A 19,982-nucleotide genomic window follows, 5' to 3' on the forward strand; every position below is an offset into this window, starting at 1 on the left:
GCGTCGGCGGTCCTGCTCACTCATCGGCGGCCCTTGCTCTCAACGGCCTCTGCTGTCAGGGGACTTGCGGCCGGTCGCCCGCTCCGCGGGGTTCCGGGGGATGCCACGTCCAGGGTGCACGACGTGGTTGCGGTGGCGGGCACACGTATCAGACCTGGAACACACGCATCGCCGCCGGGAAGATCAGGAAGACGAGGAAACCCGCGCACAGCAGCAGCTGCGCCACGAGCATGGACTGCGACTTCTCGCCCGCGCTGCCCTCGATCTCGGCGAGTTCGCGGTGCCGCATCGTCTCCGCGCGGGAGGCGAGCGACTCGCGGACCTTCGCGCCGTCGTCGGCGACCAGCGCCAACGAGGCGGAGAGGTCCTTGAGTTCCTCCACCCCGAGCCGCTCGCCGAGCGAACCCAGCGCCTGCCACTGGCTGATGCCGGTGATCCGGGCGTCGGCGAGCGCGTTGCGGATGCGCTGGGTGGCCCAGCCGTCGGAGATCTCGGCGGCCGCCATCAGCGCCTCGGGCAGACCGCGCCCGCCCGCCAGGCTCATGGAGACCAGGTCGAGATAGGCACCGATGACCCGGCGCAGATCCCGGCGCTTGTCGGCGGCGTCCCTGCGCACCTCCAGGTCCGGCAGGAAGAAGAAGAGCGCGGCGCACAGCAGGGCCATCCAGACCGGGATGATCGGGCTGCTGCCGAAGCCCAGGGTCCAGACGATCGCGAAGAGGAACGGGCCGAAGAACAGCCCGGCGACGGCGAGCAGCACCTTCGTCGCGAGGAACTTCTCCCAACTGCGGTCCAGGACCGCGAGATCGGCGCGCAGCGAGCGCTGCTCCCAGCCCTGCTGGAGGTAGAAGTCGGCGACTCGGCGCCCGACACCCGAGCGCACTCCGGCGAGCCGCCCGGTGTCCTGCTCCTGGGTGCGGTGCGAGGACTCGTAGGCGGCGCCGCGGGCCCGCATCGCGTCGATCCGGGCGACGGTGGCCACGGCGCTGCGCCGGGACGGCATCAGCGCGCGGACCAGGACGAAGATGCCGAGCCCGAGGACGGCACCGATGACCACCGGCAGGGTGAGGTTCACCGGCGGACCCCTTCCTCGTGGCTGGGCAGAGTCTGCTGCGCCGGGCCCTCGGCGGCGCCCGGCTGACCGGGGCCGGGCGCGCCCGCCCGCGGCCGGACGAACTGCACTCCCGGCTCGTCGTGCACCAGGAAGCGCTCCGGGGTCTCGATGGTGGACAGCTTGCGCAGCCACCAGAAGCCGAGCGCGAAGAGGCCGCAGACGCAGGCCAGTACGAGCTGCCCGACCGGCGTCCCGTACGGCTTGACGAACTCGCGGTTGAAGACGGACAGGCCGAGCACGAAGGCGAGCGAGACGGCGACGACGATCTGCACCGAGCGCCGGGTCGAGGAGCGCTGGGCCATCACGCGCTGGCGCATGTCGACCTCCTCGCGGGCCGATTTGGCGAGCGCGCCGAGGACCTGGCGCAGGCCGGGGCCGCGCAGCCGGGCGTTGAGGATGAGGGCGGCGACGATGATGTCGGCGGAGGCGTCGTCGATCTCGTCGGCGAGGATCTGCAGCGCGTCCGGCAGCGGGGTGCGCGACCGCAGGCGGTCGACCAGGGCGTCCAGGTGCGGGCGGAGCACGGGGGCCGCGGCGCGCGCGGAGGCGGGGATGGCCTGTTCGAGGCCGACCGCGCCGGCGATGGTGTCGCGCAGCGACTCCGTCCAGGCGGCAAGGGCCTCGACCCGGCGCATCGCGGCCCGCTCCTCGGCGGCGCCGCCGAACAGCTTGTCCCAGAAGAAGACGAGGATGCCGGCCGCGATACCGGCGACCGCCCAGCGGGTGAGCAGCAGCACCACGAGCCCCGCGCCGACGGCGATCGAGCCGCGCTGCCCCGCGAAGCGCACCAGTTCGGAGGCGCGTTCGGAGGCCTTGTGCTTCTCGTGCGCGGGCTTCGCGGGCAGTCCGCGCAGCGCGAGCACGAGCAGCGCGAGCCCGCCGCCCGCCGCGACCCCGCAGATCAGCGAGAAGAGCACGGTGGTGGAGAAGAGGCCGCCCGTGGAACCCATGGAGTCGAGGCTGCCCACCGCGATCCGCACCGGGTCCGAGTCCTGTGTCATCCGGTTCACCCCCAACTCCCCGTGGGCCGGTAGCCGAAGGCGGCCAGGTCCTCCAGGCAGGCTATGGGCGCGTGCGGGACGACCTGGCCGTTCGGCGCCTCGGCGAAGATCTCGCTGGACAGTACGCGGCCGTCGACGCCGTTGACCTCGCGCACCGAGGTCACCATGCGCTGGAGGCGGCCGCCGCTGTGGTAGTTGTTGCGCCGCTGGATGAAGACGACGAAGTTGACCGCGCCGGCCACCAGCATCTGGCTGGCCTCGATGGGCAGCCGCTCGTTCGCCTGGAGCGCGTAGGTCGAGATGCGGTTGAAGACCTCGCTGGAGCTGTTGGCGTGGATCGTGGACAGCGAGCCGTCGTTGCCCTGCGACATCGCGTTCAGCATGGTGACGATCTCGTCGCCGAGCACCTCGCCGACGATGACCCGCGAGGGGTTCATACGCAGCGAACGCCGCACCAGCTCCGCCATCGAAATGGTGCCCTGGCCCTCGGAGTTGGGCAGCCGCTCCTCGAAGGCGACGACGTTCGGGTGCAGGTCGGCGAAGGTGTCGAGACCGAGTTCGAGGGCGCGCTCTACGGTGATCAGGCGCTCCTGCGGCGGGATCTCGTTGGCCAGCGCGCGCAGCAGCGTCGTCTTGCCCGCGTTGGTGGCCCCGGCGATCATGATGTTCTTACGGGCCCGGACCGCACAGGCCAGGAAGTGCGCCACCTCGGGGGTGAGCGTGCCGTTGCCCACCAGGTCGGACATGAAGACCTTGCCCATCCGGGCGCGGCGGATGGAGAGCGCCGGCCTGCGGGTCACGTCCATCACGGCGGAGAGCCGGGAGCCGTCCGGCAGCCGCAGGTCCAGCTGCGGGTTGGCGGAGTCGAAGGGACGCGAGGACAGGCCCGAGTAGGCACCGAGTATCTGGATCAGCTCGATGAGTTCCTCGTCGGTCTCGGCGACCGCGTCGCCCTTGACCTCGCGGCCGTCCGCGTAGCCGACGAAGACCTGGTCGTAGCCGTTGATGTCGATGTTCTCGACCTCGGGGTCGTCCAGCAGCGGCTGCAGCCGCCCGACCCCGAACAGCGCGGCGTGCACGGCGGCCGCGTACTGCTCCTCGGTCTCCGCGTCCAGCGGGGTGCGCCCGGCGTTGATCTCGGTGCGCGCGTACTCCTCCAGGATCTGCGCGATCACCGCCCGGGCGTACTGCCGCTCGTCCTCGCTGGACATCGGCGTGACCCCGGACACCTGGTCCAGGCGGCGCTGCTCGGCGATGCGGTCACCGGCGTCCTGCCGGAACCGCTTGACCAGCTGGTGGTCGACGGCGGAACTCATCGCCCGGCCCCCGCGGCGGGCGTCTGCCAGCCGGCGCCGTACTGCTGGTAGAGGTCGGCGGTCACCTTGCGCGCCGAGCGGATGAGCAGCGACTTGTCGAGGCGCCCGCGGCGGCGGCCCGCCAACTGGGCGGCGCCTGCAGGGTCGTCGGCGAGGGTGCCGAAGACCCGGGCGCCGGTCTGCGCGGCCATCAGCATGTCGTTGACCTGGTGCACGGTCTTGGGGGCGTCGCCGGTGTCGCAGATCAGGATGACGCCGATCAGCGGGGTGGCGAGCGAGGCGGCGCCGCGCGGCCCGCCGTGCAGCTTCATGGACAGGGCCGCGGCGCGGTCCCGCACCCGGGCGAGCGCCTCCGGCTCGGTACGCGAGACGAGCAGCAGCAGCGCGGCCTGCGGGAACAGCTCGATGGCCGGGGTGTCGCCGCTGATGCGTCCGCAGTCGGCGATGACGTCGGCGGGCTGGTGCGGCGAATCGGCGAGCGAGGCGAAGGCCCGTCCGAGGGTGGGCCACAGACCGGCGAGACCGGCCGCCTGCTCGGAGATGCCGAGCCCGACCAGCACTTCGAGGCCGCCGCTCAACGGCTGTGTGTGGTCCCAGAGTTGATCCGGTACGAGGCCGCGGCGCGCGGTCGCCGCGATGGACAGCATCCCGGTGTTCGGGTTCAGCGGTCCGCCGTGCGCGGCGGCGCTGCGGTAGACCAGGTCGCCGCCCGCCGGGTCGGTCTCGGCGAGCAGGACCCGCCGGGGCCAGACGGCGGCGAGGGCGACAGCCGCGGTGGTGACGCCGGGCGAACCCTTGTCCGCGGCGAGAGCGATGAGCGCCATGGGTGCCCGCGCCTCAGTTCTTTCCGGGGACGCGCACGAGCGCGACCTTGCCGTCGGACGCCGCCGACGCCAGGGCGGCGGCCTCGTCGGTGCCGACGATGAGGTTCAGCGTCTGGTTGCCGCTGGAGATCTGGCCGTCTTCCTTCTTGCGCAGGCTGTCCACACGGGCCTGGGCGACGAGCGGGGTGCTGCCGCTGGGGGCACCGGCATCGTCGTCCTTTTCGTTGCTCCCCGTGTCGCTGCCGACGCGGTAGGCGGCGACGATGTCCCCGTCCTTCAACTGGGCCGGGTACTGGCCCTCCTTGAGCGAAAGGCCGACGGATGCCTCGTCGTCGTCCAGACCGCTCTCCTTGGTGAACATCTCCCCCACGGCCAGGGCACCGGCCGGGATGCCGCTCTTCGCCTTGAGCTTCGCCAGCTGGCCGCGCTGGTTCCACTTCACGTAGTGGATGCCGCTGTCCTCGGCGACCATCACATGGGCCGAGTTGCCGCTGTTGACGGAGCCGCCCTGCGGGATGTCCTGGGTGATCTTGACGACCTCGATCCGGTCCCCCGCCTGGAGGACCAGCATGGTGGCGCCGAGCGCGCCGACGAGGATGAGCAGCACGGCGAGAGCGGCGAGTGCCGGTTTGCGCTCGCGAGGCGCCGAGGGAAGACGCTCCCCCATGGCCGGTTGGGCCGGTGCGCTGGAGCGGTGGTTACCCGCCCCCGCACGCTCCTGGATCTTCACGCAAAGCTCCCCGCACACCCAAGATGATTTCGGTCGACTCATACACTTCACACGCACAGCACACAGGCGGAACAGGCCGGGCATTCCCCGCACTTCGCGTCTGCCGGTCCGGTCCCGCGACCCGCCGCGTATGTCAAGTCTCCGCACCGTATCAGCAGCACATAAGGCCCTCAAGGCGCATCCGGACGGCTGTGGACAACCCCGGAAACCCCTTGCGGACCCCGCGTTCCGCCTTCCGTTCCCTGCTTGTCCACGCTCCCGGCGGCCCGTTGGTTCCCGACCGGCCGCATCGGGCCACCGCGACCCGCCCCGTCGACCGCCACGGCGGTCGACGGGACCCGGCGGGACCTGCGGATACACGGGTGCGAAGCACAACGGGAACGAAGGGGCGAGGGGCCGGGCGACGCGGGGCCCGACCAGGGAGGGCGGAACCACCCTGACCTCCGCCGCTGTCCGGAACATCCCCACAACTCCCGGTACACGCCGGGAGTTGAACTCCGTGTGCGGGTGGTGCGGAAGAGAACACACTCAGTGGCATCGACCCGGGACCGCCGGTTAGCGTCCTCTGGTCGAACCTCACTCGCCCCACCGGGAGACCACTGTGAAGCGCCGCACCCTGCCCGCCGTCGCCGCCTTCGCCTCGGCCGCAGCACTGCTGCTGAGCGCCTGCGGCAGCGATGACGAGTCGCCCAAGGAGAAGGATCCGATCGCGGGGGCTGAGACGGGGGACGGGAAGTCGGCCTCCCCGAGTGCCTCTGCTTCGAAGGGCACGGAGCGCCCTTCGGTTTCGCTCCCCGGTGACGTCAAGAACGTCTTCCAGAACTGGAAAGACACGGACGCGGTTTCCGACGCCGTACTGAACGACACCAGAGAGCGCATCAACGCCACCGACGCCGCCATTACGAACAACGACCCGGAGTCCCCCGCCGTCCCCTTCTACTACGAAGGAAAAGCCCTGCTGGACGCGGCGAAGTGGATCACGGGCTATACCGGCGACAACTACACGTTCACCGGAACCACCCGCTACTTCCTGCCCTCCGTCACAAAGAACGGCGGCACCAAAGCGAGCGTCTCCTACTGCTCGGACGAGACGAAGGTGTTCGACAAGGACCGCAAGACGGAGAAGCTGGACAAGTCCACGCCCAGCGACGACTCCTACGTCTACTACAAGGCCCAGTTGGTCAAGAACGAAGCCGGGATCTGGCAGACCACACAGCTCGCCTCTGAACGGGGGAACAAGACGTGCACGCCGTAACAGCCCGACGCCTGCTCGTCTGCGCTGCGCTCGCGGTGGGGTTCACTTCCCTGCCGCTGACCGCGCACGCCACGAAGAAGCACGGCGGACCCTCGCAGTCGGCAACGCCGCAGGGGGAGAAGTCCGACCACACCCTTGTTTCCCGCATCACGTTTCGTGGGCAGACCGGCGGGGGCGGCGGCGAGGGCAACGGAAGCATGCAGCCCGTGGGCAACTGGACCCCGCCCGCCTGCTGGTACGAGCCCTATTCCGCCGATGAATTCGCCAAGGACACCGAGCGCGGTTTCCACATGGTGGCCGACGACCCCCGGCAACCGAACTACGCGAAGCGCTCGGTGGGTGAGTTCCGCGACATCTACAAGGACGGAAAGTACAAGAACTACAACAAGGGCAAGGGCGACGAAGGCAGTTGGTGGGTGGCGAAACGGGACCCGGACCGCTGGCTGGAGGACGCCGCCCAGAAGTGCGACCGGCAGCCTTTCTGGGTCGAGAACGGTGACCCGGTGAACGATCCCCACGCCGTCTCGCCCGAGGTCCTGGCCCAGCTCGCCTACAACAAGATCAAGCTGCCGGACACCAAGGTCACCCTCGCGCCCGCCGGCGCCTCCAAGGTGAATCTCCCGGCATGGGCCTGGCTCGACAAGGCGAAGTTCAAGAAGGTGTCCGTCTCCGCCGCACTGAACGCCCAGGGCGTCAACATCCAAGCCACCACCACCGCCCGCCCCGTAGCCCTCAAGCTCGAACCCGGCACCGGCGAGGCCAGGACCTTCCCCGGCTCGGGAATCTGCCGTATCAAGGGCGACGGTTCCATCGGGGAGCCCTACGCCAAGGGCAAGGCAGAACAGGACCCGCCGTGCGGTGTCGCCTATCTCCGCAAGGGCTCGTACGACCTCAGGGCGACCGTGACGTGGGAAGTGAGCTGGCAGGGAACCGGCGAACCCGGCCCGAACAAGCTCCCCGACGGCAGTTTCGGCAACGAGCAGCAAGTGGTCGTCGAAGAGGTGCAGTCGGTCAACCGCTGACGGCCCCACCCCGGTGCCCCGCACGAGAATCCGCAAGGCCGACAGTTCGCGACCTTCCGATTCAGAACGGTGAAAACTCTCGACTTTCGCGATACAGGCAGTTGGCCGACCTTCCGAACGGCGCCGCGCACTGCCGCCTACAGTGGGCTCCGCCTCCGCAGTCTGCCTGCACATGGCGGGGCATCAACCCGATGGAGTGAGGGGACATGAGCGAGGAAGCCCTGCCGGTCAGCTCGGATGTTCTGCGGTCCGACCCGCGCGTTGCCGCAGAGGTCGTCAGAATCGGGCAGGGCTGCGGCGCCGACTTCACCGACGACGAGCAGACCCGGGCCCAACTCGCCCAGCGGCGAGGGGCGTTGCGAACGGCGGAGCGCGGGCTGCTCATGTGGTCCGGCGGTCTGCTTCTCCTCCTCGGCGTGGTGCTGCTCTTCGCCGGTCCGGCTCTGCTGTCGAAGCGTTCGACCTCCGACACCGCGGAGACCACGGAGATCCCGGTGGCGGCCGGCGCCGCGCCCGGTGCGGTCCTCCTGCTCCTCGGGGTCGTCCTGCTCGTCCTCGCGCGGGGGCGGTGGAAGCGGGAGCTGGCGCACCCCGTACTCGTGGGATATCGCGAGGTCCTGGCCGTGGCGGGGGCCCACGGGCTGCCGGTCTCACCGGTCCCGGACTGGCTGGTGGGGCGCTCGAAGGAGAGGCCCGCCCTCGCTCCGGTGCCTCAACTCCCCTATGTGGGAGGCGCATCCGAAGCGCCCGGCACACAACCCTCCTCCGATCAGCAGGAGTTGCGCCCGCCTCAGACCGCGCCGGTGAAATCGGCGGCCGTCGTCGAATACGAGGAGTCCGAGAACAAGGGTGGCTGGCAAGGGCAGTTGGGGTGTCTGACTCTGCTGGCCGGCGGCATCGCGGCGGGCTGGGCGTTCAGCCAGGACGAGCCCGCCGGGTACATCGGCGGCGCCGCACTGCTCGCGTTCACCGTGGTCCTCTGGATCGCCGCCTACCGGGACGGGCAGGAGAAGGCGCGGCTCCGCGAGGACGCGCTGGCCTACGCCCGCGCGGTACTGGCCGCCCAGCAGGCGGGGGTCCGCGTACCGCCGCTCTCCCGGCGCCTGGAGGAAGTACTGGACGAGGAGAGGGAATCCGGACGGATGGACCGAGAAGGGAAATCCAGCTGAATCCGTCTTCACGCACGGAGACAGCCGCCATCCGCCCCGGACTCGACCCGTGGTCCGTCAACCGGCCTTTCGAGTACAGCAATTGGGGCATTTCGGCCGTGCCATGTCTCAACCCGTCGACAAGTCGGGGGCACCGCTGAAGGAGCACCTCGCCGCGTACTAGGTTCGTCTCCTGCCGAGGCCCGGCCGTCGGCCTTCTGGTGAGCACTGCTTTCTGTATGGGGGAGTCATGAGCGAGCGCACGCGTGCCGATCTCGACATGATCCGGGACTGCTCGGACTCGTTGTCGCGGATCCACAACGAGTTCAAGGAGAACGGGAACCCGGCCGACGGATACGGCGAAGAACTCGGGCACGACAAACTGCGCGACGTCTTCGACGACTTCTCGGGCACCTGGAAGAAGACCCGCAAGAAGCTCATGAAGGACATCGACAAGCTGGCCAAGTACACCGAGAAGGCAGCCGAGACCTACGACGAGATCGATCACAAGCTTGCCGAGGCGCTGCGAGACGCCCGGAAGAGTGCCAAGGGGAAGAAATGAGCCGGCCCAAGGACTGGGAACCGCTGCACGACGGCGACCCCACACCCGGTGACCCCTACGAGGTGGCCCGGCTCGGCAAGAAGCTGCGCACCATGGCGGACGAGATCGACAAGCAGTCCCGCAACATCAAGGCCCTTGCCTCGGTGGAGGGTTGGGACAGCGACGCCGGTCGGGCCTTCCACGACATCGCGGGCGACACCTCGGCGCGGCTCAAGCGCGCCTACGACCGGTACGACGAGGCAGCCCTCGCGCTCGGCACCAAGGTCAACGAGGGCGACTCGGAGACGGGTGAGTACGCCAGCGAGCTGCACCGGGCGCAGAAGGTCGCCGACAAGGCGCTGCGCGACTTCCGCGAGGCGGAGGGCAGCCACAAGTCGGCGATCAAGGGCCTCGAACCCCATCAGGGAAAGGTGCCCGCCTCCAAGGAGGACGCGAGCGACCGCGCCAAGATGGAGAAGCAGCGCGACGAGGCATGGAGCGACATCCGGGACGCCCACGGGGAGATAGCCCGGGCGAAGCAGATCCGCGACGACGCCGCCAACTCCGCGGCCAAGAAGATCAAGAACATCATCCACCACGACGGTGTCCGCGATCCCGGCGGCTTCTTCAACTTCCTCGCCGACTGGGCGGACGCCTTCGCCAACCTCTCGGCGGTCTTCTCGGTACTGGCGGTCATCTGCGCCTTCGTACCGCCCTTGCAGGTGCTCGCGCCGGTCTTCGCGGCGCTGGCGGTGATCAGCAGCGCCGCGGCCCTGGCCGGCCACGCGTACGACATGTTCGCCCGCGGCGGCAAGCTCAACCTGCTCAAGCTCGGGCTCGACGTCCTCGGCGTGGTCCCCGGTCTGGGCGTGATCAAGGGCTTCGGTGCGCTGCGGGGGCTCAAGGGCCTGTCGCTGGTGGGGCGCGCGGGCCGCTTCGCCCGCGGGGTCAAGAGCGGTGTGAGCGACAAGTTCTTCAACGGTATCGCCGTGAAGGGCGTCAACTGGATGCTCGGCAAGGCGGGCAAGCCCCTCATCGAGGGGAAGAAGATCACCGCCGCCATCAAGGGCGCGGGCTTCGGCAGCGCCCTGCACAAGGTGTTCACCGGGCACAACGGAGCCTCGACCGGCGACCCGGGCGACAGTTACAAGGGCCCCACGCCGAAGCCGTCCCCCGGCCCCGCGCCGACCCCCTCTCCCTCTCCCTTCCACACCGCGGTGGCGACCGGCTAGTCGGCCGGGACGGCGAGGAAGCGTACTGCCGGACCGGCCGCCGCGCCGCATGACCGGCACAGCCCAGCGGACCAGCACTTCTCCTGAAAGGAGAGCACACCATGAGCGCCCTGCGCCCGGAGACCGGCGTGCCCTCACCCTCCTCCCCGCCCGAGCTCGATGCCGCGCTCGCCGCCGGAGGCCTGGTCGCCGCCAAGGGCACGACACCGCAGGCGGGCCCCGGCGAGGAGGACGAACTGATCCGCGTCCGCTGGGTGATGCCGGAGGGCTTCTTCGAACTCCCCATGGAAGCCGACACGATCGAAGAGCTCGCCGATCAGATGATGGACCTCTCCCGGCGGGTGCTTCCCGAGGGCAGCGCGGACATGCAGCTGGAGTGGGCCATCATGTGCATGGCCAGCTACGACATGCTCTACGAAGCCGGGGTCCAGTACTCGGCCTTCGTCATGACGGAGGTCGACGAGACCCGGTGCACCGCACACGTCAACGTCTCGTTGATCGATCTCGTCGACGACGCGCTCGACCGCCCGGCGGCGGCGATCGCCGCCGCCCTGCGGGCCCTCGAACTCGGCGAGGTCCAGGAGTTCCGGCTCCCCTGCGGTCCCGCGGTCTCCTGCGTCGGCACCCGGCAGGCCGTGGTCGACAAGTCGATCACCCCCTCGGGCGTGGACGAGCCCTTCTGGACCTCCTTCATCCAGGTGCAGGTCCCGCTGTCGAACGGCACCGCTGTCGTACTGGAGATGAGCACCCCGACACCCGAGGGCTGGGAGGTCTTCTCCCAGATGTTCGCCGGAGTGGCGAAGAGCCTGCGCCTCTACGACGAGGTGGGGCGCCCCGTGGTGATGGCCGGGTGAGCGCACAGCCCCCGCCCGATACGGCGCCCCCCGAGGACTACCGCCTCCTCGTCCCCCGCGACTGGTTCCGGGTCGACCTCACCCAGGAGGGGTGGCGGCCCCAGCTCAAGAAGTTCGTGGACCAGCAGGCCGCCCGCAAGAAGCTCTCCACGCAGTCCCGTCAAGGCCTGTGGACCTCGCTGCGCAACACCGCCGAGAGCAGCGTCGCGCACGGCTCTCTGGAGTTCTTCCTCAAGGCCGACGCCGGCCTGTACAGCACCACCCCGGCCACCCTGCTGATCTCGCTGCTGCCCATGCCGGGAGACCTGTACGTCAGCGCTCGGGACTGGGCCCCGGAACTCGCGAAGAAGCGCACCGGCACGGTCACCGTGGAGGGCCTGACCGCCGGCGAGACCATACGGATCGCCACCGCCTCGACCTTGGACTACTACGTCGAAATGCCGGGCCGGGTGGGCTACTTGGTCCTGGCCTTCTCCGTACCACTGAGCGGAGTCGAGAGCCCGATGGGCGAGCTGTGCGAGGCGATTGCTTCCTCGCTGCGGTGGGTGTGACAGCCGAGGAAGAGGTTCCCGGCCCGGGTTCGGCCTACGGGAGACCTCGGACGGATGCTCAGGCGGACCAGTAGAGCGTGCCGGCCACCGTGTCGAACAGCTCCACCATTGTGGGCGCCAGAGGTTCCAGTGGAGTGGAGAAGGTGAGCATCAGCCATGTTCCCGTAGCGGGAATGGGCACGTGGTAGACGACGGTCGTGGTCGAAAGGGTATTCCCCATCTGTTCTTCGGGCTGCGGCGCCTTGGTGCGCTGCTCGCGCACCGCGTCTCCCGCCGCCTCCAGAGGGACGAGGCGGCAGTCATGCCCCTTCTCCGTCAGCTTCCCCGCCAGATCGCTCGCGGTACGGCAGCCGGGCCAGCCGCTGGGCAGGACGCTCACCAGCAAGGACGAGGCCAAAGGCACGGGGCCGACGGTCAGGGTGGAGAGGTACATTTCCACACCACCGGCGCGGTACGCCGCCTTGGCCCGCTTCTGAAGGTCCCGCATCAGGCGTTCCTTCAGGACGGGAGCGCTGTCGTTCCCCCGGAACTGCTGCTCGGCGAGTGCCAGGATGCACCGGTCACGTTCCTCGGGGTCGAGGGAGACGAGGAACCAGCCGTTCGGGACAATGAGGGTGTAGTCGGAGGGTGGGGAGTCCCATTCCTTCTTCACAAGTACAAATCCATTCACCTCAGAGCCCCGTTCCGAGCTCTTCTCCGTCCGCGTCGAGGAGGACGACTCGCATACTCTGCACCATGTCGTCCACTGAGTGTGACACCTCCTCAGAAATATCAAGCGCCTCCCAGCGGACGTCGATTCCCGCGATTGTCTCCCCGTCCGGCAAGAAGACCGCATACTTCAAAGACTCCGCAAGTCTCCGACCAAACCCCAATGCGCGCTTCATCTCGATCAGGGCACTCACGCGTACCGCCGAAAGCCCGGAGATGCTCAAACGGGAAATTCTGGGTTCGCCCGAGATGCTGGCGTTCGACCAGTCGAGCAACATGGAGATCACATCATCTTCCGACGGATGGGGAATACCCTCGTCTGCATAGATGTCCAGCACGAGTTCAGCCACATAGACGCCACCCGACGTATAGCAAGCCGCAACATACACGGGATTGTTCTCGTGAATTTCCAGGGTTCTCTTGGCGATCGATTTCACCAGCGCCCCCTCCTTCACCAGAAGCTTCAACGGATTGAAATTCTTCACAGCAGACCTGGCAAGCTCCTCGGCTTCATCCCGGGTGCCCTGGCTGAGAGTGAGGTCAATCCAATCCTTACCGAGGTCGAAGTCAAAGCGATAGCCGTCGACGCGAGACGAACTCTCCATCGTGTTCCTCCGTTTACTGCGTTGCCTCGTCAAGATAGACGCCACCCAACGTGACGCCGGAACCGGCCAGCGACATCGAGTTCGCTTTAGCAGCGAGAGTGTTGGCGCCTGCTACATGACTGAAGTCGAATACTCTTTCTTCGACATTCTTCAACTGCGCCGCGACTCCGGGATCCGAAAGCGAAACGGAACGAATGAAACCTTTTACCGCATCTCCTTGCCCACGTGCAACCACCGTGTTCCACGAATCTCGGTAGCCGCCCTTGAAGGCATCACGATAAGGCGCCTTGGTGAAAGGTTCCGAAAAAGGTTCCCTGAGGGAATCCCAAACATCTTGGCGAGTGAGTTTGAATTTTGTTCCGGACAGCTTGTTCATTTTTTTCGCCTGCCGCCTGGCGGCTGCCGCTGTTCGAGCATTTCCAGCCTTGGAAAGACGCTTGGTCGCCGAAGCCACATACTTGCCCGCGACCTTGGAGAACGCCTTCCCCACCCCCATCATCAGGAAGCCGACCGCAGCCGTGGCGAGGTCCGTCCACTCCGCGTCGCCTCGGGCCACCTGGATGACCGTGCAGACGAAGTTGACGAGGGTCGCCAGCATCGAGATGGCGCCGAGGATGCCGGCCAGGCCCTGGCCGACAATGGGTATCCACCCCACGACCAGTGCGGCGATCCCCGCGTACTCGGCGATGAGGTCCATCACCCCGGCGACGAAGTCGACCACAGCGTCGAAGGCGTCCCAGAACCCGTCCTTCAGGGAGTCGCCCGAGATCACGTCGTCGATCGCGTCCCGGGCCGCCTTCGCGGCGTCGTCGCGGATCGCCTTCGCCTTGTCGAGCTTGTCCCGGGCCGCCTCCAGGTCGCGCTCGGCGGAGTCGCGCCTGTCTTCGAGCTTGTTCTTGTCGCGCGCCTCGGCGTCCGAGTCGAGGGCATCGAGTCCTCTGGCGGCGGCGCCTCGGCGTCCGTCCGCCTCCTGTGCCTCCCGGCGCGCGACCTCGGCGATCTTCTGCGCCCGGTTGAGGTCGGTCACGTAGTCGGTCGGCCTGGCGGTGGCGTTGGACTCGTAGTCCGGCCCGTACTCGGTGATCCTGTCGCCGATCGCGTCGGCGGCGGTCCGGTACCGCTTCAGGGCGGCTTCGAGTTTGCCCCTCGCGCCCTTGGCCTTCTCCCTGAACTCCTTGCCGGCATCGCTGTCCCAGGACTCGACCTCGGAGGCGGCCTTCACATGCCGGACCTGCTTCTCCAACTCGTCGGCTGTCTTCCTCAGGTCCTTGCCCAGCTTCTCCAGACGCTCCGGATCGCCCGGAATCGGATCGCTGTCCGCCAACGGGTGCCAGTCGTGCGGGCGTTGACTCACTCGCCCCGCCTCTGCTTCTTCTTCCCGGCCGCCTTGTCGGACCCCCGGATCGCGTCGGCGAGCGCGCGATCGAAGGCGTCGTAGGTCTTGGCAGCGGCCTTCGCGATCTCCGAGAGGCTCCCGATCTCCTCGGTCAACTCCTCCCGGTGCTTCTCCCAGTTGCCCACGAAGTCCCCGAACTGCCAGGCCAGGTCATGCTCCCCGAAGTCGTCCTCGTATCTGCCCTTGAGTCTGGACAGGCCCTCGAAGGCGGTCTTGATCCGCCCGAGGCCTTCGCCCATCTCGCGGATGACCTCGAGGTCATCGATCTTCGTGTGGTGACTCATCCCGCCTCCCCGGCTACTCAGCGCTCATGGTGGCAGGAGCAGAGCGGCCCGGCTCACCCCTGGCGAACCGGGCCGGTCAGGAAAAGCGGGAAGGAAACGGGGCGTTCAGCCCTTCGCGGCCTTGGCCAGCTCCTCGTCGATGGATTCGAACTTGTCGGCGGCGTTGGTGAGGTAGTCACCCATGCCGTCCAGGCCGTCGAGGACATCCTTGGCACCGCGGGTCATCTCGTCGAAGTTCTCGTCGAAGGCCTTCGACGAGCTCTTGGTGACGTAGCCGGACTCGACCAGGTTGGCGATGTACTTCCGCAGGCCGTCGAGCTTCTCCTTGAGTTTGTCCTTCTCCTTGACGACATGCTTGGCCGCGTCACGCATGTCCTGATATGTAACGTCAAGGTCCTTGGCCATGAAGCCACTCCCTCATCAACTCGCCGCAGGGCCAACCCCCGTGGCTCCTGTCCTCCGCGGTGCCTGCGGGCGACCGCGCTGTGCCGCCTCACCCTACGTGCGGGGCCGATCGGCACGCATTCCCCCGCCGAAAGCGTTGACGAGCTGTTGCAGAGGAGCTTGCACCAGGGAAGGAACGGGCGTCGCCGGGGCTGCGCGGAACGGGTTCGGGGCCACCGTCCGGGGATTGCCGGGGGAAGATATCGTCACGTTCACTGTGGTCGCGTTCCGGAAGCGTCCGCGGCGTCCATGAGGGGGACCGAGGTGCGCCTGAGTCTGACCGTCGTCGATCCGTTCACCGGCAGCAGCGCCGATGTGGTCGTGGACGCCGATCCCGAGACCACCGTCGGCGACATCGGCAGGCAGCTCTCCGAGCAGGTCGGGCAGGGCGGCGCCCAGGTCATCCCGATCGGTCAGCACCGCCTGGGGGCCGGGGGCGGACCGGTCGTGTACGTGGACGGCTTCGCCGTCGACCCCGCGGCGACCGTCGTCGGATCGCCGCTGCGGGACGGCGTGGTGGTCAGCCTCGACGATCCCGCCGCCTGCATACCCGGGGAGCCCTCCGGCCTGGTCGAACTGCGGGTGGTCAGCGGACCGGTGTCGGGCGCCGTGCACCGCCTGGGCGTGGGACGGTACGACATCGGCAGCGGGCCGACGGCGCACATCCGTATCGCCGACCCGGAGCTTCCCGAACGCGCGCTGACGCTCTCGGTGGCCACCGACGGCAGCTGCAAGGTCAGGGTGCACACGGACGAGGAGAAGGTCACCCTCGACGGTGAGAAGTACTCCGAGATCGACGCGGAGAAGAAGGACAAGAAGGAGAAGGGGAACGGGCGCGGGGACAGCGGGAAGAAGGGGCGCAGGCGGCGCGGGGAGGACGGCGAGGAGGCCGAATCCGTGCCGCCGCAGCGGGACTTCGCCAAGGGGGACTGGCCGCTGGGGCGGCAGATCTCCGTCGGCAACACGCTCCTGGAGCTGACCCGCTACACGCCGCCGAACGCCGCCCTGAAGTGGTCGGAGGACGGCATCGCCCTCGACTACAACCGGCCGCCGCGGCTGCGCCCTCCGGTCCGCCAGACCAAGTTCCGGCTGCCCTCGCCGCCCCGGGACTACGAGGCCAGGCCGCTGCCCTGGCTGATGGCGCTCTTCCCGCTGGTCGGCGCGATCGTGGCGGTGGTGGTCTTCGGGCGCTGGTACTACCTGATCATGGCGGGGCTGAGCCCGATCATGCTCTTCGGCAACTACTTCATGGACAAGAAGCACGGGCGCAAGTCCCATGCCAAGCAGGTCAAGGAGTACAAGGAGACCAAGGCCAGGATCGAGAAGGACGCCCAGGACGCCCTGGTCGCCGAACGCCTCGACCGGCGCCTCGCGATACCCGACCCGGCGCTCGTGCTCTCGCTGGGCACCGGCCCGCGCACCCGTCTGTGGGAGCGCCGCCGCACCGACCAGGACCACCTCCAACTGCGCGTGGGGACGGGAAAGTTGCCCTCCGAGGTGGTCCTCGACGACCCGGAGCAGGACGAGCACCGGCGCCAGGTCACCTGGAACATCGAGGACGCCCCCGTCTCGCTGCCGCTGCGCTCGCTCGGCGTCATCGGCATGGCCGGCCCCGGCGACTCCTCGCGGGCGATGGGCCGTTGGGCGCTGGCCCAGACCGCGGCCCTGCACAGCCCGATGGACGTGCAGTTCTACGTGCTGACCGAGGCGAACGCGCAGGAGAGCTGGGAATGGGTGCGCTGGCTGCCGCACACCCAGCCCTCGGGCGGCCAGGAGATCAACGTACTGATCGGCACGGATGCCGAGACCGTGGCCGCCCGCATCGGCGAGCTGACCCAGATCCTCGACGCGCGGCAGAAGGCGAAGGCCGCCAACTCGCAGCTGAAGTCCTTCGCCGACCCGGACATCGTGGTCTTCTGGGACGGCTCGCGGCGGCTGCGTTCCCTGCCCGGTGTGGTGAAGCTGCTCCGTGAAGGCCCGAGCGTGTCGATGTACGCGGTCTGCCTGGACACCGAGGAGCGCTTCCTGCCCGGTGAGTGCCAGGCCTTCGTGGTGGCCGAGCCGAAGCCGGTGGAGCATGCGCCGGTGGCGGGCACGGATCAGTTCGCGCCGAGCATGCCGCAGCAGGGACCGGGCGGCTTCCCCTCCTTCCAGGCCTGGCACACCCCGCAGGAGCAGCCCGCCCGGCAGAACGGCGAGGAACTGCGGCTGCGGGTGGAGGAGACCGGCTCGGCGAGCATCCTGAACGTGCGCCCCGACTTCGTCTCGCCCGCCTGGTGCGTACGCCTCTCGCGTTCCCTGTCCGCGCTGCGCGACATCAGCGGCGAGACCGAGGACTCGGCGCTGCCCGGCTCCAGCCGGCTGCTCGACGTGCTCCAGCTGGAGCCGCCGACGCCCGACGCGATCACCGCCCGCTGGCGGATGGGCGGCCAGTCGACGCTCGCCCTGATCGGTGAGTCCTATGACGGCGCCTTCGGCATCGACATGCGCAAGGACGGGCCGCACGGCCTGATCGCCGGTACCACGGGTTCGGGTAAGTCGGAGCTGCTGCAGACGATCGTCGCCGCGCTCGCGGTGGCCAACACCCCCGAGAACATGACCTTCGTCCTCGTCGACTACAAGGGCGGATCGGCGTTCAAGGACTGCGTGAAGCTTCCGCACACCGTCGGCATGGTCACCGACCTCGACGCCCACCTCGTCGAGCGCGCCCTCGAATCGCTCGGCGCCGAGCTGAAGCGCCGCGAGCACATTCTCGCCGCCGCCGACGCGAAGGACATCGAGGACTATCAGGACCTGCTGCGCCGCGATGCCTCGTATGCGCCGCTGCCCCGGCTGCTCATCGTGATCGACGAGTTCGCCTCCATGGTGCGCGACCTGCCGGACTTCGTCACCGGCCTGGTCAACATCGCCCAGCGGGGCCGTTCGCTCGGCATCCACCTGCTGCTCGCCACCCAGCGCCCGAGCGGTGTGGTCTCCCCCGAGATCCGCGCCAACACCAACCTGCGGATCGCCTTGCGGGTGACCGACGCCGGTGAGTCCTCGGACGTCATCGACGCGCCGGACGCGGGCCACATCGCCAAGTCGACGCCCGGCCGCGCCTATGTGCGCCTGGGGCACGCCTCCCTGGTGCCCTTCCAGTCCGGCCGGGTCGGCGGCCGCCGGCCCGGTGCGGCCGACCCGGCCGCGCTCGCTCCGTGGACCGGCGCCCTCGGCTGGAACGACCTCGGTCGTCAGCAGCTCGTCAAACCGAAGGCCGAGCAGCGGGAGGAAGAGGAGGTCACCGACCTCAAGGTGCTCGTGGACGCGATCCGGGCGGGCAACGAGGCGATGCGCATCCCGGCGCAGCACAGCCCCTGGCTGCCCGCGCTCTCCGAGACACTGCTCCTCGACGAGATCGACGTGTCCGCTCTGCCCGCCCCGGCGCCCGGCAAGCTCGCTCCCGCGCCGTTCGGTGTCGAGGACCTGCCGTCCGACCAGGCGCGCAGGCCGGTGGTGGTGGACTTCGCGAGCTTCGGCCACCTGATGATCGGCGGCGCCCCGCGCAGCGGCCGCTCCCAGGTGCTGCGGACCATCGCGGGCTCCCTGGCCCGCACGCACAGCTGCGCCGATGTCCACCTGTACGGCATCGACTGCGGCAACGGCGCCCTCAACGCGCTGACCCGGCTCCCCCACTGCGGCGCGGTCGTCGGGCGCAACCAGACCGAGCGGGTGGTCCGGTTGGTCACCCGCTTCAAGAACGAGGTGACGCGCCGTCAGGATCTGCTCGCCGACAGCGGGTTCGCGGACATCGGCGAACAGCGGGCGGTGGCGGCGGAGGAAGAGCGACTGCCCCATCTGGTGATCCTCCTGGACCGCTGGGAGGGCTGGCTGCCCACCCTCGGCGAGATCGACCACGGCTCCCTCACGGACGAGCTGACCGCGATCATGCGCGAGGGTGCGAGCGTCGGCATCCACCTGGTGATGACCGGTGACCGCCAGCTCCTGGTGGGCCGTATCTCCTCGCTCACCGAGGACAAGTACGGACTGCGGCTCGCGGACCGCTCCGACTTCGCGATGCTCGGGATCCCCGGCAAGAAGGTCCCCGAGGAGATCCCGCCGGGCCGCGCCTACAAGAACGAGTCCGGTACGGAGACGCAGTTCGCGCTGCTCTCGCAGGACTCGACGGGCCAGGGCCAGGCCGCCGCACTCTCCGCGATCGGCGAGGAGGCGACCGCGCGGGACGCCGAAGTACCGCGCGCCAGGCGGCCGTTCCGGGTGGACAGCCTGCCGAGCCGGATCTCCTTCCCGGAGGCCTGGGAACTGCGGGACCCGGAGCTCTCCCGGTCGCGCATGTGGGGCCTGGTCGGCATCGGCGGCGACGAGATCATGGGCTTCGGGCCGGATCTCGCCTCCGGCGTCCCCGCGTTCGTGGTGGCGGGTCCGGCCAAGTCCGGCCGCTCCACGGTGCTGATGAACTTCGCCCGCTCCTACCTCACCCAGGGCGTCCGGCTGGTCATCGCCGCCCCGCGCCAGTCCCCGCTGCGTGAACTCGACGGCAGCGAAGGCGTGTTGAAGGTGTTCATGGAGGACGACATCGACGAGGACGACTTCGAGGAGGCCATCGACTCGGCCTCCCCGGAGGAACCGATCGTCGTACTCGTCGACGACGGCGAGATCCTGGAGGACTGCGACGCCGAGAGCCAGTTCAAGCGGCTCATCCAGCGCGGCAGCGAGCGCGGCCTCGGTCTGGTCATCGCCGGTGACGAGAACGACGTGTGCAGCGGCTTCTCCGGTTGGCAGGTCGACGCCAAGAAGGCCCGCCGGGGCATTCTGCTCTCACCGCAGGACTCCTCCAGCGGCGAGCTGATCGGCATCCGTACGACGCGCAGCATGGTCGGCGGCCAAGTCGCTCCCGGCAAGGGCCTGTTGCACCTGGGCGACGGCGAGCACTTCACCGTCACCACTCCTCTCTAGGCCT

At 68.8% G+C, this 19,982-nt stretch carries 18 protein-coding genes; 8 read left to right on the plus strand and 10 right to left on the minus strand.

Annotation, left to right across the window (positions count from 1 at the left end; translation table 11 throughout):
• Positions 1 to 148: 148 nt before the first annotated feature.
• From HFV08_RS24410 to HFV08_RS24430, 5 genes are read right to left on the minus strand one after another with little or no spacing between them, the layout of a single operon-like run.
• A complete protein-coding gene (locus HFV08_RS24410; protein ID WP_168542490.1) occupies positions 149 to 1,075 on the minus strand; it encodes a type II secretion system F family protein in 927 nt (308 codons plus the stop codon).
• The gene (locus HFV08_RS24415) at positions 1,072 to 2,115 is read right to left on the minus strand and encodes a type II secretion system F family protein (protein WP_168542492.1); all 1,044 of its coding nucleotides are present in this window, start codon (positions 2,113 to 2,115) and stop codon (positions 1,072 to 1,074) included. Before HFV08_RS24415 ends, HFV08_RS24410 begins: the two co-directional genes overlap by 4 nt.
• Positions 2,116 to 2,120: 5 nt before the next feature.
• Positions 2,121 to 3,431: a TadA family conjugal transfer-associated ATPase gene (locus HFV08_RS24420; protein ID WP_040249649.1), complete on the minus strand. Its 1,311-nt coding sequence runs from the start codon at positions 3,429 to 3,431 to the stop codon at positions 2,121 to 2,123.
• Positions 3,428 to 4,255 (minus strand): hypothetical protein, encoded by an 828-nt coding sequence (locus tag HFV08_RS24425; protein WP_040249652.1) that lies wholly within the window; start codon positions 4,253 to 4,255, stop codon positions 3,428 to 3,430. Before HFV08_RS24425 ends, HFV08_RS24420 begins: the two co-directional genes overlap by 4 nt.
• A gap of 13 nt (positions 4,256 to 4,268) precedes the next feature.
• Complete coding sequence (locus HFV08_RS24430) at positions 4,269 to 4,985, minus strand: hypothetical protein (RefSeq protein ID WP_168542494.1); 717 nt, start codon at positions 4,983 to 4,985, stop codon at positions 4,269 to 4,271.
• A 601-nt stretch (positions 4,986 to 5,586) separates the two neighbouring features.
• Here HFV08_RS24430 and HFV08_RS24435 point away from each other — a divergent pair.
• The 7 genes from HFV08_RS24435 to HFV08_RS24465 all read left to right on the plus strand — a co-directional run bounded on the left by HFV08_RS24435 (position 5,587) and on the right by HFV08_RS24465 (position 11,588).
• Positions 5,587 to 6,240 carry a hypothetical protein gene (locus tag HFV08_RS24435; RefSeq protein WP_168542496.1) on the plus strand — a complete coding sequence of 218 codons (654 nt, stop codon included), beginning with the start codon at positions 5,587 to 5,589 and terminating at the stop codon, positions 6,238 to 6,240.
• Entirely contained in the window at positions 6,228 to 7,262 is a 1,035-nt protein-coding gene (locus HFV08_RS24440; protein WP_312885811.1) for a hypothetical protein, read from the plus strand. Before HFV08_RS24435 ends, HFV08_RS24440 begins: the two co-directional genes overlap by 13 nt.
• A gap of 206 nt (positions 7,263 to 7,468) precedes the next feature.
• Positions 7,469 to 8,431 (plus strand): hypothetical protein, encoded by a 963-nt coding sequence (locus HFV08_RS24445; protein WP_168542498.1) that lies wholly within the window; start codon positions 7,469 to 7,471, stop codon positions 8,429 to 8,431.
• A gap of 229 nt (positions 8,432 to 8,660) precedes the next feature.
• On the plus strand, positions 8,661 to 8,972 hold the full coding sequence (locus tag HFV08_RS24450) for a hypothetical protein (RefSeq protein ID WP_168542500.1): 312 nt from the start codon (positions 8,661 to 8,663) through the stop codon (positions 8,970 to 8,972).
• Entirely contained in the window at positions 8,969 to 10,183 is a 1,215-nt protein-coding gene (locus HFV08_RS24455) for a putative T7SS-secreted protein (protein WP_040249665.1), read from the plus strand. The genes HFV08_RS24450 and HFV08_RS24455 overlap by 4 nt, the downstream gene beginning before the upstream one ends.
• A 101-nt stretch (positions 10,184 to 10,284) precedes the next feature.
• Positions 10,285 to 11,037, plus strand: a complete 753-nt coding sequence (locus tag HFV08_RS24460; protein WP_246342002.1) for a hypothetical protein — start codon at positions 10,285 to 10,287, stop codon at positions 11,035 to 11,037.
• The gene (locus tag HFV08_RS24465; protein ID WP_168542502.1) at positions 11,034 to 11,588 is read left to right on the plus strand and encodes a hypothetical protein; all 555 of its coding nucleotides are present in this window, start codon (positions 11,034 to 11,036) and stop codon (positions 11,586 to 11,588) included. The genes HFV08_RS24460 and HFV08_RS24465 overlap by 4 nt, the downstream gene beginning before the upstream one ends.
• 58 nt (positions 11,589 to 11,646) lie before the next feature.
• On the opposite strand, the gene HFV08_RS24470 is transcribed toward HFV08_RS24465, so the two are convergent.
• From HFV08_RS24470 to HFV08_RS24490, 5 genes are all read right to left on the minus strand, one after another.
• Positions 11,647 to 12,240, minus strand: a complete 594-nt coding sequence (locus HFV08_RS24470) for a hypothetical protein (RefSeq protein WP_168542504.1) — start codon at positions 12,238 to 12,240, stop codon at positions 11,647 to 11,649.
• A gap of 19 nt (positions 12,241 to 12,259) precedes the next feature.
• Entirely contained in the window at positions 12,260 to 12,901 is a 642-nt protein-coding gene (locus HFV08_RS24475) for a hypothetical protein (protein ID WP_168542506.1), read from the minus strand.
• 13 nt (positions 12,902 to 12,914) lie between these two features.
• Positions 12,915 to 14,255, minus strand: coding sequence for a hypothetical protein (locus HFV08_RS24480; RefSeq protein WP_168542508.1), 1,341 nt, complete (start codon positions 14,253 to 14,255; stop codon positions 12,915 to 12,917).
• On the minus strand, positions 14,252 to 14,581 hold the full coding sequence (locus HFV08_RS24485; RefSeq protein ID WP_168542511.1) for a hypothetical protein: 330 nt from the start codon (positions 14,579 to 14,581) through the stop codon (positions 14,252 to 14,254). The genes HFV08_RS24480 and HFV08_RS24485 overlap by 4 nt, the downstream gene beginning before the upstream one ends.
• A gap of 105 nt (positions 14,582 to 14,686) precedes the next feature.
• The gene (locus HFV08_RS24490; RefSeq protein ID WP_040249676.1) at positions 14,687 to 14,953 is read right to left on the minus strand and encodes a WXG100 family type VII secretion target; all 267 of its coding nucleotides are present in this window, start codon (positions 14,951 to 14,953) and stop codon (positions 14,687 to 14,689) included.
• Between the two features lie 336 nt (positions 14,954 to 15,289).
• Between HFV08_RS24490 and HFV08_RS24495 the strand changes: the two genes are divergently transcribed.
• Positions 15,290 to 19,978, plus strand: a complete 4,689-nt coding sequence (locus HFV08_RS24495) for an FtsK/SpoIIIE domain-containing protein (RefSeq protein ID WP_168542513.1) — start codon at positions 15,290 to 15,292, stop codon at positions 19,976 to 19,978.
• The last annotated feature ends 4 nt before the right edge of the window (positions 19,979 to 19,982 follow it).

Source organism: Streptomyces physcomitrii, from assembly GCF_012273655.1.
Taxonomy (GTDB): domain Bacteria; phylum Actinomycetota; class Actinomycetes; order Streptomycetales; family Streptomycetaceae; genus Streptomyces; species Streptomyces physcomitrii.

Coding starts and splice junctions, on each gene's coding strand:
- HFV08_RS24415 (WP_168542492.1), bottom strand. CDS start 2,115: ATGACACAGGACTCGGACCCGGTGCGGATCGCGGTGGGCAGCCTCGAC.
- HFV08_RS24445 (WP_168542498.1), top strand. CDS start 7,469: ATGAGCGAGGAAGCCCTGCCGGTCAGCTCGGATGTTCTGCGGTCCGAC.
- HFV08_RS24450 (WP_168542500.1), top strand. CDS start 8,661: ATGAGCGAGCGCACGCGTGCCGATCTCGACATGATCCGGGACTGCTCG.
- HFV08_RS24425 (WP_040249652.1), bottom strand. CDS start 4,255: ATGGCGCTCATCGCTCTCGCCGCGGACAAGGGTTCGCCCGGCGTCACC.
- HFV08_RS24485 (WP_168542511.1), bottom strand. CDS start 14,581: ATGAGTCACCACACGAAGATCGATGACCTCGAGGTCATCCGCGAGATG.
- HFV08_RS24455 (WP_040249665.1), top strand. CDS start 8,969: ATGAGCCGGCCCAAGGACTGGGAACCGCTGCACGACGGCGACCCCACA.
- HFV08_RS24460 (WP_246342002.1), top strand. CDS start 10,285: ATGAGCGCCCTGCGCCCGGAGACCGGCGTGCCCTCACCCTCCTCCCCG.
- HFV08_RS24420 (WP_040249649.1), bottom strand. CDS start 3,431: ATGAGTTCCGCCGTCGACCACCAGCTGGTCAAGCGGTTCCGGCAGGAC.
- HFV08_RS24475 (WP_168542506.1), bottom strand. CDS start 12,901: ATGGAGAGTTCGTCTCGCGTCGACGGCTATCGCTTTGACTTCGACCTC.
- HFV08_RS24490 (WP_040249676.1), bottom strand. CDS start 14,953: ATGCGTGACGCGGCCAAGCATGTCGTCAAGGAGAAGGACAAACTCAAG.